This window comes from Vibrio genomosp. F6 (genome assembly GCF_005146325.1).
GTDB lineage: Bacteria > Pseudomonadota > Gammaproteobacteria > Enterobacterales > Vibrionaceae > Vibrio > Vibrio cortegadensis.
Window position 1 is genome coordinate 88,320 of record NZ_SYUT01000031.1, and the last position, 12,107, is coordinate 100,426.

The 12,107-nt window shown below is 41.7% G+C and carries 12 protein-coding genes; 2 read left to right on the plus strand and 10 right to left on the minus strand.

Annotation, left to right across the window (positions count from 1 at the left end):
* Positions 1–91: 91 nt before the first annotated feature.
* Positions 92–1,165, minus strand: a complete 1,074-nt coding sequence (gene dinB, locus FCV43_RS13585; RefSeq protein WP_136995591.1) for a DNA polymerase IV — start codon at positions 1,163–1,165, stop codon at positions 92–94.
* A gap of 205 nt (positions 1,166–1,370) precedes the next feature.
* On the opposite strand from dinB, the gene FCV43_RS13590 reads away from it, so the two are divergent.
* Positions 1,371–2,585 (plus strand): diguanylate cyclase, encoded by a 1,215-nt coding sequence (locus FCV43_RS13590; RefSeq protein WP_136995495.1) that lies wholly within the window; start codon positions 1,371–1,373, stop codon positions 2,583–2,585.
* Positions 2,586–2,668: 83 nt separating this feature from the next.
* Here the strand turns inward: FCV43_RS13590 and nqrM are convergent, their stop codons facing one another.
* The 9 genes from nqrM to bolA all read right to left on the minus strand — a co-directional run bounded on the left by nqrM (position 2,669) and on the right by bolA (position 10,707).
* Entirely contained in the window at positions 2,669–2,923 is a 255-nt protein-coding gene (gene nqrM / locus FCV43_RS13595) for a (Na+)-NQR maturation NqrM (RefSeq protein ID WP_017054008.1), read from the minus strand.
* Between the two features lie 14 nt (positions 2,924–2,937).
* Positions 2,938–3,948, minus strand: coding sequence for an FAD:protein FMN transferase (locus tag FCV43_RS13600; protein ID WP_136995592.1), 1,011 nt, complete (start codon positions 3,946–3,948; stop codon positions 2,938–2,940).
* A 178-nt stretch (positions 3,949–4,126) separates the two neighbouring features.
* Entirely contained in the window at positions 4,127–5,350 is a 1,224-nt protein-coding gene (gene nqrF / locus FCV43_RS13605) for an NADH:ubiquinone reductase (Na(+)-transporting) subunit F (RefSeq protein WP_017054010.1), read from the minus strand.
* A 35-nt stretch (positions 5,351–5,385) separates the two neighbouring features.
* A complete protein-coding gene (nqrE, locus tag FCV43_RS13610) occupies positions 5,386–5,982 on the minus strand; it encodes an NADH:ubiquinone reductase (Na(+)-transporting) subunit E (RefSeq protein ID WP_017054011.1) in 597 nt (198 codons plus the stop codon).
* A gap of 7 nt (positions 5,983–5,989) precedes the next feature.
* Positions 5,990–6,622: an NADH:ubiquinone reductase (Na(+)-transporting) subunit D gene (locus tag FCV43_RS13615; RefSeq protein WP_017054012.1), complete on the minus strand. Its 633-nt coding sequence runs from the start codon at positions 6,620–6,622 to the stop codon at positions 5,990–5,992.
* Complete coding sequence (locus FCV43_RS13620) at positions 6,622–7,392, minus strand: Na(+)-translocating NADH-quinone reductase subunit C (RefSeq protein ID WP_017054013.1); 771 nt, start codon at positions 7,390–7,392, stop codon at positions 6,622–6,624. Before FCV43_RS13620 ends, FCV43_RS13615 begins: the two co-directional genes overlap by 1 nt.
* Entirely contained in the window at positions 7,382–8,623 is a 1,242-nt protein-coding gene (locus FCV43_RS13625; protein WP_017054014.1) for an NADH:ubiquinone reductase (Na(+)-transporting) subunit B, read from the minus strand. The genes FCV43_RS13620 and FCV43_RS13625 overlap by 11 nt, the downstream gene beginning before the upstream one ends.
* A 4-nt stretch (positions 8,624–8,627) precedes the next feature.
* A complete protein-coding gene (locus tag FCV43_RS13630; protein WP_113799068.1) occupies positions 8,628–9,968 on the minus strand; it encodes a Na(+)-translocating NADH-quinone reductase subunit A in 1,341 nt (446 codons plus the stop codon).
* A gap of 430 nt (positions 9,969–10,398) precedes the next feature.
* The gene (gene bolA / locus FCV43_RS13635) at positions 10,399–10,707 is read right to left on the minus strand and encodes a transcriptional regulator BolA (protein ID WP_017054016.1); all 309 of its coding nucleotides are present in this window, start codon (positions 10,705–10,707) and stop codon (positions 10,399–10,401) included.
* A 198-nt stretch (positions 10,708–10,905) separates the two neighbouring features.
* Here bolA and FCV43_RS13640 point away from each other — a divergent pair, with 198 nt between their 5' ends.
* Positions 10,906–12,057, plus strand: coding sequence for a methyltransferase (locus FCV43_RS13640; protein WP_136995496.1), 1,152 nt, complete (start codon positions 10,906–10,908; stop codon positions 12,055–12,057).
* The last annotated feature ends 50 nt before the right edge of the window (positions 12,058–12,107 follow it).

Here is a 12,107-nt window from a genome sequence, read left to right on the forward strand (position 1 = left end):
TAGTCTTATGCTCTGGCTCTGGCTCTGGCTCTGGCTCTGGCTCTGGCTCTGGCTCTGGCATAGCAACCTATGCCCAAATGCGATTTAAATGCTAGTTAAAAAAACTGAGTTGTTTCATTTGGGCTTCAGGTTTAAGCATGACGTTTAAGCCAAGTAAACGGATCTCTCGTCCTTTTTGACGCTGTAATATATCTCGTAGCAAGCCTTTGAAGTCATCCAGCTCTAGTTGATGATGTATATGCTCAATCGTAGTCTGTTGAAAATCAGCAAACTTCAACTTAATACCTTGTTTGATGATCGCTTTATCAGCCGTTGCCTTGCCTAATCTTCGGTCTAATTCCGGAAAAAGCTGCCCTTCAATCACTTGCCAACATTGCTCGTAACTAGAGATATTTTGGCTGAACGTCCTTTCAACGCCGACGGATTTTCGTTCTCGCTCAACCACGATTTCTCTGTCATCAATACCATGGCTACGCTTCCAAAGAGAAGCACCTTGACGCCCAAACTTAAGCAGTAATTCACGGTAATCACTATTCTTAATATCTTCACAAGTATAGAAGCCTGCCTGATTTAGTTTTTCTAAGCTAACTTTTCCCACTCCTGGGATTTTTTCCAATGGCAACTTATCGACAACTGCTTGCACTTGATCTGGAGGAATAACAAACTGCCCGTTAGGCTTATTCATATCCGAAGCGACTTTCGCGAGAAACTTAATTGGAGCGACACCAGCAGAAGCAGTTAAATTAAGCTCTTGCCAAATATCGTTGCGAATCGATTGTGCAATCAAGGTCGCAGAGCCTTGGCATAAGGTTGACTCCGTCACATCAAGATATGCTTCATCCAGCGATAAAGGCTCAATTAAATTGGTATAACGGGAAAAGATCTCTCGAATATGCGTGGAGACCTCTTTATAAACCTGCATTCTTCCAGGTACAACAAGTAGGTGCGGACATAGTTTTAATGCTTGGCCCGTGGGCATTGCGGAACGAATTCCAAATTTTCGAGCTTCGTAATTGCAGGTACTCAGCACGCCACGCTGTTTTTCATGCCCTCCAACCGCTAAAGGTCGATTTCTATATTCGGGGTTATCTCGAACCTCCACAGCAGCAAAAAAACAATCCATATCAACGTGGATTATTTTCCTAATTTTATCTATTGCGGTCATCACTACATCCCCCAACTATCGAACTGTATATAATACCAGTATAATTATTCATTGGTAAATTGGTAATTATGGCGTTTCCCCCTCAATATTAATGATAAAGTAGTAATTAAACATAAATTCACCAATGATTTATAAAAATGTCATTTTTTATGATAGACGTGAGTCTGTACAATTTGAATCAATACTGAACGATAGGGACATTTGATTGAGTAATAAAATACTAGTCGTTGAAGACAGTCGAGCGTTTCGTAGCTATTTACATCAGCAACTCACTCAAATAGGTTGCGAGGTGGTACTGGCGGAGTCTGTCGAACAAGCGAGAATAATTTTAAATTCAGAGTCTGATTTTTTATGTACCGTGCTCGATTACTGCTTACCCGATGGTCAAGACGGTGAAATCATTGATCTCGTGCTAAGTTTTGGCCACCGAGTCATTGTGCTAACCGCTATGATTCAAGAAAATGCTCGTGAGCAAATACTCTCTAGAGGGGCGCTTGACTACATTTTTAAAGATAGCCAAGCATCCATAGCCTATTTACTCATTTTAGTTCAACGACTGATTAATAACCGAAACCATAAAGCCCTCGTTGTTGATGATTCGCCAACGGTCCGACGCCATGTAGTGCAGCTTTTAGAGCATCAATACATTCAGACCATTGAAGCTGAAAATGGCGATCAGGCGCTCTCTCTTCTCCAGCTGCACCCTGATGTCACTCTAATTATTACCGATCACGATATGCCCGAAAAAGATGGCATCCAGATGACTCGTGACATCCGTATTACCTATGATAGAAATCAACTTGCCATTTTAGGATTGTCAGGTAGTGATGACAGAGCAATGACCGCGCGTTTTCTTAAGGCGGGAGCGAACGACTTTTTATACAAACCATTTAATCAAGAGGAGTTCTTCTGTCGAGTTCACCACCTTTTAGACATGAAAGAAGCCACTGACAAATTGTACAAAATGGCCAATCAGGATGCGCTCACAGGGTTATGGAATCGACGCTACCTGTTTAATCAAGTTTGTGATGGTTGTAATAAGCGCAATATTGCGATGATTGATATTGACCATTTCAAAAAGGTAAACGACACCTATGGTCATGATGGTGGTGACAGCGTTTTAGTCACTCTAAGCCATATACTGAACATTTACTTTAAAGATGACGTGGTTGCCCGCTTTGGTGGTGAAGAGTTTTGTATTCAATCATGCTCACCATTTAACGAATTCATCCAACAATTGGAAAGAATGAGAAAACGAATAGAGAAGACCGAGATCAATCATAATGGCGAACCAATATCCATCACCATTAGTGTCGGTACATCTAACACCCCAGCAAGCTTAGATGAGCAGATAACCCAAGCCGATGATCGACTTTATCAAGCCAAAAATGAGGGAAGAAACAGGATTGTGTATGAATGATAGAGGTACTCATCAGATAAAATAAAACCCAAAACGGACTGTTTTGGGTTTTGAAAAATATCATGTTGTTCTGTGCGTTATGCTTAAGCGATTCGGTCTTTTTCCCATGCGGCAAGCTGCTCATTTCGAGCGGCAAGTTTCTCTTCTCGCATCGCTTCTCTTGCTTCACGCTTCTTACGTGCATCACAAGGTTCAGGACAATTACATACCTTATCGATACCTACAGCACCAAGACCGCCACAGCTTCCTTTCACTACTTTTTTCTGTACGATGTAACCAACCGACATCGCCACAACAAAAGCTAGAAACGCTCCGAATGTAATCAAAAATGTATTCATTTTATCGCTCGCTCTTATTTATATTTCTTCATAAATGGTTTGAATGCTTCAGAAGCGATCTCTTCAAATCCGTCTTCTGTTTTCACAACCATAAATACAGGTATGTTTTTCTGATTTGCGACTTCCATGCCTTTCTCTTCACCCAATACCATTAAGCCTGTCGCCAAACCATCAGCTGTCATAGACGAAGGATCCAAGACGGTCACAGAGACAACTTTATGACGAATTGGCTTACCCGTTTCTGGGTTAATAATATGGGAGTAACGAATGCCGTCTCTCTCAAAATAAATTCTGTAATCACCAGATGTCGCAACCGCCATATCACCCGGTTCAATAATTTCTTGAATGGTACGCTCATCAACGCTTGGTTTTTCAATCGCGATGCGCCAGCCTATATCTTCTCGGTTTTTCCCTTTCAGACGAATTTCACCACCGACTTCAACCATGTAATCAAGAATTCCTTGAGACTCAAGGTAATCAGCAACAACATCAACCCCCCACCCTTTTGCAATCGTCGATAAATCAACATACAGGTTAGGGATATCCTTAGTTAGCGACGAATTCGTTGCTGTCAGGTGCTCAATACCAACATTCGCCTGACGGGCTTTAAGCTCTTCATCAGTTGGAACAACTTCCGGTCTTGCTTCAGGACCAAAGCCCCATAAATTCACTAAAGGCCCAACGGTTACATCTAATGCACCTAATGTAAGACCGTTCAAACGTATCGCTTCTTTCACAACCAATGCCGTTTGCTTTGATACTTCGAATGCATCTAAACCTTGATACTGGTTAAAACGGCTTAGCTCAGAGTCTTTTCGATACGTCGACATCTGATCATTAACTTCTTCGAGTAAGCGATCAATTTCAACTTGAAGCGCTTCAGCTTTAGGTGTGTTCTCAAGTGTTATGTACTTAACATTGTAGCTTGTCCCCATCGTAGGACCACTTAAATGCACCTGTTCACGAGGTTGCGTACAAGCAACAATAGTTGTAATCGAGATAAGTGTCACAAACCAAAATTTAATATTTTTAGCTAGGTGAATAATACTGAATTTCACTAGCAACTCCTTGAGTATAAATAACTGATTTATAGGTACTCACCAAAAAAGGGAATCAATGAATAGCTATAAATGAATAATCTAATTCTAAAAAACAAATGGCTGACTCCAAAGAGTCAGCCATAGATTCAATCACTTAGGTAGATTAACCACCAAAGTCATCAAGCAAGATGTTTTCATCTTCAACACCAAGATCTTTCAGCATGCCGATTACAGCAGCATTCATCATTGGTGGACCACACATGTAATATTCACAATCTTCTGGTGCTTCATGATCTTTCAAATAGTTTTCATAAAGTACGTTGTGAATAAAGCCTGTGTAACCATCCCAGTTATCTTCTGGCTGAGGGTCTGAAAGTGCACAATGCCATACGAAGTTTTCATTCGCAGCCGCTAGGCCGTCAAAATCTTCAATGTAGAACATTTCACGTTTAGAACGCGCACCGTACCAGTAAGACATCTTACGAGTAGAGTTAAGACGCTTAAGTTGGTCGAAGATATGAGAACGCATTGGAGCCATACCAGCACCACCACCAATGAAGACCATCTCATTGTCAGTTTCTTTTGCGAAGAACTCACCAAATGGACCAGAAATCGTACACTTATCACCTTCTTTCAGTGACCAGATGTAAGATGACATCACGCCTGGTGGCACGTCTGGGTTATTTGGCGGCGGAGTCGCAATACGTACGTTAAGCTTGATAATGCCTTTCTCTTCTGGGTATGACGCCATAGAGTAAGCACGAATCGAAGGCTCAGTAACGATTGACTCATAACGGAACAAGTTAAACTTATCCCAGTCACCACGATACTCTTCTGGAATATCGAAATCAGCGTATTTGATGTGATGCGGTTCAGCTTCAATCTGGATGTAACCACCAGCTTTAAACGGAACTTCTTCACCTTCAGGGATCGCAAGAGCAAGTTCTTTGATGAAGGTTGCTTCGTTATCATTAGAGATAACAGTACATTCCCATTTTTTAACACCAAAGATTTCTTCTGGAAGTTCGATTTCCATGTCAGTTTTAACGGCTACCTGACACGCTAGACGTTCGCCTTCACGAGCTTCACCTTTGCTGATGTGGCTAAGTTCTGTTGGTAGAATATCGCCACCGCCAGATTTAACTTTTACACGACACTGACCACAAGAGCCACCGCCACCACAAGCAGAAGAAACGAAAATACCACTACCCGCCATTGCGTTAAGTAGTTTGTCACCTGGAGAAGTTTTAAATGCTTTCTCTGGGTCACCGTTTACTGAGATAGTCACGTCACCTGACGGTACAAGCTTAGATTTAGCAAATAAAATCACTAATACTAGAACAAGTACAATCAGAGTAAACATCACTACTCCAAGAATAATATCCATCAACTATTCCTTAAATATTGTGCGGTTTACCCGACTTACAGTTGAACACCAGAGAAAGACATGAAGCCTAACGCCATCAAACCTACTGTGATGAAAGTGATACCTAGACCACGAAGGCCTGGAGGTACATCTGAATATTTCATCTTCTCACGAATACCAGCAAGTGCCACGATAGCTAACATCCAACCCACACCAGAACCAAAGCCGTATACCACAGACTCAACGAAGTTATAATCACGTTGAACCATGAAAGATACACCACCAAAGATCGCACAGTTAACTGTGATCAGCGGAAGGAAGATACCAAGTGCGTTGTACAAAGGTGGGAAAAAGCGATCCAGTACCATCTCAAGGATTTGTACTAGAGCTGCAATTACACCAATGAAGGTAATGAAGTTAAGGAAGCTTAAATCCACGCCATCAAGCAGCGCATTCTCTTTTAGTACAAATGTGTAAACCAAGTTGTTTACAGGAACAGCAATCGTCAATACAACAACAACGGCAATACCAAGACCAAAAGAGGTTTTCACTTTCTTTGAAACCGCTAGGAATGTACACATACCTAGGAAGAAAGAGAGCGCCATATTTTCAATGAAGATCGATTTAACGAGTAAACTAATATAATGTTCCATTTTTACCTTACTCCTTCGCTTCTACTTGTTCAGGTCGAATGATACGGATAGCCCAGATCATGAAACCGATTAAGAAGAACGCCGATGGTGCGAGTAGCATCATACCGTTTGGTTGATACCACCCACCTTCACTGATTAGAGGTAGAACCTCCATGCCGAACAACTTACCTGAACCGAATAGTTCGCGGAAGAATCCAACAGTAATCAGAACGAAACCGTAGCCTAAGCCATTACCAATACCATCAATAAGAGAAGGAATTGGCGCTGATTTCATTGCAAATGCTTCCGCACGACCCATTACGATACAGTTCGTAATGATCAAACCAACGAATACAGAAAGCTGCTTAGAAATATCGTATAAGTAAGCTTTAAGTACTTGGTCTACCACGATTACTAGAGATGCAATGATCGCCATTTGAACGATAATACGCACACTACCAGGAATATGGTTGCGAATTGAAGAAACAAAGAAGTTAGACAGTGCTGTTACAAAAGTTACAGCAAGCGTCATTACAAAGGCAGTTTCTAATTTAGTGGTTACCGCAAGAGCAGAACACACACCAAGAACTTGTAACGCGATAGGGTTGTTATCCAACACTGGCGCTAAAATGCTCTTTTTAATATCGTTTGCACTAGCCATTAGTTCAAACCTCCATCACGCACTTTAGCTAGGAAAGGACCAAAGCCTTCATCACCTAACCAGAAGTCAAAAGTACCTTGAACACCGTTACCCGTTAAGGTTGCGCCAGATAGGCCATCAACGCCGTGTTCAGAACCTTGAGGAGCGCCACCTTTAACCACTTTAATCGCTGGTTTATGGTTCTCATCAAACAGTTTCTTACCCACGAATTGAGCACGCCATCTTGGGTTTTCTACTTCACCACCAAGTCCAGGAGTTTCACCCTGTTCGTAGTAAGTAATACCCGCAACAGTGTTACCATCGGTTTCTACTGCAACAAATGCGTACATCATCGACCAAAGACCACTACCGTGAACCGGAATGATAACTTTTGATACAGCACTGCCATCTTTAACTAGGTATACAAGACCTTCGTTAGCGCGGCGGATGATTTTCGCTTTATCTTGTTCAGCAGTCAGTTTGATCGATAAGTTCTTATCTTTAGCCGCTTTACGCTGGTCGTAAGTTGCAGCATCGCCGTCAACAAACTCACCAGTAGAAAAGTCAACCAGACGAGGTTCGATGTACTGAGCGAAAAGATCAGGGATCTTCTTACCTTCAGTATCAAGACCTGCAACTTCAACAATCTTACTTTGCTTATCTAGCACTGCATTTGCTTTCTGCTTATCACGCAGGCTAACAGCTGCTGTTGATACGATGATTGAGCACACTAGGCTCAATGCGATAACAACAAACAGCGTCTTTTTAATGCTATCGTTATTACTTGCCATAGCGAGCTAGTCTCCGTTTGATATTCTTCTCGATCACAATGTGGTCGAACAGAGGAGCAAATAGGTTAGCGAATAGAATCGCCAGCATCATACCTTCTGGGTATGCTGGGTTAACAACACGAATCATCACACACATTGCGCCGATAAGGATACCGTAAGCTAACTTACCTTTATCAGTAAATGATGCTGATACAGGGTCGGTTGCCATGAAGAACATACCGAATGCAAAACCACCAAGAACTAGGTGCCAGTGCCAAGGCATGCTAAACATTGCGTTAGTATCTGAACCTACTAGGTTAAATAGTGTTGAAACCGCGATCATACCTAGCATTACGCCGACAATGATGCGCCATGAAGCAATGCCCATGTAAACAATCATTGCAGCACCAAGCATAAGAGCTAGTGTGGACACTTCACCAATAGAGCCTGGAATGTTACCAACGAATGCATCCATCCAAGTGATTGCTTCACCTGTCACGATATTCATTAGTTCACCGCTACCACCTTGAGCCCATTGGCTAAGAGCAGTTGCGCCAGAGAAACCATCCGCAGCCGTCCATACTACGTCACCAGAAATCTGTGCAGGGTATGCAAAGAATAGGAACGCACGGCCAGCAAGCGCAGGGTTTAGGAAGTTACGACCAGTACCACCAAAGATCTCTTTAGCTACGACAACACCAAAGGTAATACCTAGTGCTGCTTGCCATAGAGGAAGCGTCGGTGGAACAATCAGTGCGAATAAAATAGAGGTAACAAAGAAACCTTCGTTAACTTCATGTTTACGCACCATACAGAACAACACTTCCCAAAATCCGCCCACTAAAAAGACAGTAGCGTAAATTGGTAGGAAGTAAGTCGAACCCAGTAGCATTTTACTGCCCCAACCTGCATCCGCAGAGATGGAACCGCCAAGCATTTCTGTTAACCAGTAATGCCAGTTACCTGCAACTACTGATACTAATTCAGCACCAGAGTACATATGTGTTAGCGCAGCGATCGCTTGACCACCAGCGTTATACATACCCCAGAACATTGCTGGGAATACGGCTAACCAAACCATAATCATGATACGTTTTAAATCAACGCTATCACGAACATGCGAGCTACGTTTTGTTACTGTACCAGGCGTGTAGAACAACGTTGCCGTTGCTTCATACAGTGCAAACCATTTTTCATGTTTGCCACCAGGTTCAAAATGATGCTCGATGTCTTCAAGAAACTTCTTAAGCATGGAATTATCCTTCCTTCTCAATCTTGTCTAGGCATTCACGAAGTAATTGACCATATTCGTACTTACCTGGACATACAAAGGTGCACAATGCCAAATCATCTTCATCTAATTCAAGAGCACCAAGGCTCTGTGCGCTATCGATGTCACCAGCACATAGATCACGAAGAAGCAATGTAGGTTCCATATCAAGTGGCATTACTTTTTCGTAATTACCAATTGGAACCATTGCACGATCACTACCATTCGTTGTCGTTGTCATATTAAACAACTGACCATTGAATAAGTGACCAAGGAATGAGCGAGTAACAGAGAACTTATTCTTACCAGGCATAGCCCAACCGAATAGCTCTTTCTCGCGACCTTCACGAAGAACAGACACTTGCTGATGGTAACGGCCAAGGAAAGCATGAGGGCCGGTAGCATGAACACCATTCAGAACAGAACCTGAAATAACACGAACTTCGCCAGGAATTAACTCATTATCTGTTAACTCATCAAGGCTAGCACCAAGCTGAGTACGAACAAGACGAGGGTTATTTACCACTGGACCCGCAAGAGAAACAACACGATCTGTGTAGATTTCACCGGTAAGGAAAAGCTTACCGAAAGCGATAACGTCCTGATAGTTAATGCTCCACGCAACATTTTCAGCATTTACCGGATATAGGTAATGCATGTGCGTACCAGCAAGACCTGCTGGGTGAGGGCCATCAAAAACGTGTTCTTCGATGTTTGGTTGAGCCGAACGAGGAAGGCTTGTACCTTTTTTACAAACGTACACCTTGCCATCAGTTAGAGTCGATAGAATGTCCAGACCGGCAATAAATGCATCAGACTGTTCATTAATAATCAATTCAGGCTCTGCTGCGAGTGGATTGGTATCCATAGCAGTAACGAAAATGGCCTGAGTTGTAGACTCAATGGCTGGAACCTTGCTGAACGGACGAGTTCGCAGAGCGGTCCATGAACCAGACTCAATTAACTGAGCTTTAACCGCTTGACGGTCAAGTTTAGCTAATTGGCTAGCTTCAAAGCTATCAAACGTAATTTGCTCATTACCTGCAACTTCAATAACAACAGATTGAAGTACACGTTTAGCACCACGATTAATTTCGATAACTTTACCGCTTGCTGGAGAAGTAAATTTAACGCCCAAATTCTTCTTATCTTCAAAAAGAATTTGACCTTTTTTTACTTCATCACCAACGCGAGCATGCATCGTAGGACGCATACCAACGTACTCTTCGCCAAGCAAGGCGACTTTATTGATGGACTTACCATCATTAATCACCTGGGATGGAGTTCCTGCAATAGGAAGATCCAAGCCCTTCTTTATTGTAATCATACGCGCTTGCACTACTTTATCGGGAAAAAGATTCTTTAATTGCGTAACATTTAGACACGACATTTAAGTGTCCGGCCTTGGTATAATGACGCACCAAGATCGCAACATTCTCTTAAAAAGACAATTACAATCAGTAATTGCTATTTATTAGGTGCAGTAGTTTAGCATCTTTTTAGAATGGGATGCCATGACCAACCGCTTGAATAGACATTTTATTTACGAGGAATTGCTGTATATAGGCTTGCGAATATTGATAACTTTGATGTGTCGCACAATTACTCACCGCATTATACTTTAGAGGTATACCAATATTCATAAATGGAAATATTTTACTTTAAATCCATTACATTTCTCACATGTTGAAACACTGTTAATTTTCTTCTTATCAACACAGCATATATAAAGAGCAAAACCTATTTATAAAAACCGATTATTTATCTCCCCCCATACACATCGGGCTATCAGGCACGCCATCTCTTTCGATTCTCCATTCTGATTCCGTGTATGTGTGGATTGAAAGCGCATGAATGTTATTTTTCAACTCGTCAGCTAATGCAACATTAATGAGCCTATGTCGAGCAATGAGTCTCTTGCCTTCGAACTCGTTACTGACCACAATCACTTTAAAGTGACTCTCAGAACCAGGGGGAACGTTATGCATGTAGCTTTCGTTTATCACATTCAAATACTCTGGCTTAAAAGTATTATGTAGTTTCGACTCTATCACTTCTTGGATCATTGCTCTTCCTTAGTATTCCAACAGAATTTATTCATTCATGTTTTAAGTATAAACTTTGGCTCAAATTATGTCTGTAGGGTTTTCATGGCCGAGTTATTTTCTAACTTCAAGCCATGAGATTCGATGTTTTTGTATCTTGTTTAACAAGGTTTTGCGACAATAGTTTCGTTAATCCTCCAATGTAAGCGCCAATAAACTATGAAAACTGAACTGACCCTTCATGACCGCACCCTGACCCTGAATCGTTTTCCAAAGCGATCAAATGAAACATTACAGGCGTGGGATGCCGGAGATGAGTATCTCATCAATCATGTGGAAGATATGAAACTGGAACCTGGTAAGCATATCTTGATACTCAATGATAATTTTGGCGCGTTATCTTGTTGGTTCTCAGAGAAACATCAAGTCACAATGATGAGCGACTCTTATGTATCTCATTCAGGCACATTAAAAAATTTACAACGCAATCAATGTGGACGAATCACTTTTTTGAACTGTATGGACGAGATCCCTGAGTTTATCGATTTGGTTTTGTTTCAATTACCAAAAAGTAATCGTCATCTTGTATGGCAACTTAACCAGCTAAGAAAAGCGCTTCCTAAGGGCTGCCCTGTCATTGGTGTGAATAAAGTAAAAGAGATCCATACTTCAACGTTAGATCTGTTTGAAAAATACTTAGGAACTACCACCACCTCTTTGGCAAAAAAGAAGCATCGCCTTGTATTTTCGACGCCTGATTGCGAACCCGTTTTAGACGTCAACCCGATCACTGAGTGGGACGTGGATGATGAAGATATCCACTTGAAGAATTTACCGAATGTTTATTCAGGTGAAGGTCTAGACCTTGGCGCTCGTTGTTTGCTCGATCACATTCCTCAAGATCCTGAGTTACGTCATATTATTGATTTAGGCTGTGGTAATGGCGTGCTTTCTGTTAAAGCTGGTCAACTTAACCCAGAAGCTCGAATTACTTGTATTGATGAAAGCTTTATGGCGATAGATTCAGCAAAACAAAACCTTTTAGACAATTTAGGTCCAGATCGCCAAGTTCAGTTCATCGCCAATAACTGTTTAGATGGATTCAAGAAAAACAGCACCTATCTCGTATTGTGTAATCCTCCATTCCATCAGCAGCAAGCCATCACCGATCATATCGCGTGGCAGATGTTCTGTGATGCGAAGCATGTTCTTAGCAATGGAGGCAAATTAATTGTTATTGGAAACCGTCACCTCGGATACGATGTAAAGCTGGCTAGATTATTTGGTGAGGCGAATGTTGAAACTCTTGAACTCAATAATAAGTTTGAAGTTTTACAAGCCACTAGAGAGCCTGCTAACTTTAACAAATAACTGAATTTATAGTATATATCGGTAACTCTCGCGCCACCGATGATGTATTT

What these genes read in the sequence shown, in the direction of transcription:
- dinB (WP_136995591.1), bottom strand. Translation starts at nt 1,165, where the DNA reads ATGACCGCAATAGATAAAATTAGGAAAATAATCCACGTTGATATGGAT.
- nqrM (WP_017054008.1), bottom strand. Translation starts at nt 2,923, where the DNA reads ATGAATACATTTTTGATTACATTCGGAGCGTTTCTAGCTTTTGTTGTG.
- nqrF (WP_017054010.1), bottom strand. Translation starts at nt 5,350, where the DNA reads ATGGATATTATTCTTGGAGTAGTGATGTTTACTCTGATTGTACTTGTT.
- nqrE (WP_017054011.1), bottom strand. Translation starts at nt 5,982, where the DNA reads ATGGAACATTATATTAGTTTACTCGTTAAATCGATCTTCATTGAAAAT.
- FCV43_RS13615 (WP_017054012.1), bottom strand. Translation starts at nt 6,622, where the DNA reads ATGGCTAGTGCAAACGATATTAAAAAGAGCATTTTAGCGCCAGTGTTG.
- FCV43_RS13620 (WP_017054013.1), bottom strand. Translation starts at nt 7,392, where the DNA reads ATGGCAAGTAATAACGATAGCATTAAAAAGACGCTGTTTGTTGTTATC.
- FCV43_RS13625 (WP_017054014.1), bottom strand. Translation starts at nt 8,623, where the DNA reads ATGCTTAAGAAGTTTCTTGAAGACATCGAGCATCATTTTGAACCTGGT.
- FCV43_RS13630 (WP_113799068.1), bottom strand. Translation starts at nt 9,968, where the DNA reads ATGATTACAATAAAGAAGGGCTTGGATCTTCCTATTGCAGGAACTCCA.
- bolA (WP_017054016.1), bottom strand. Translation starts at nt 10,707, where the DNA reads ATGATCCAAGAAGTGATAGAGTCGAAACTACATAATACTTTTAAGCCA.
- FCV43_RS13640 (WP_136995496.1), top strand. Translation starts at nt 10,906, where the DNA reads ATGAAAACTGAACTGACCCTTCATGACCGCACCCTGACCCTGAATCGT.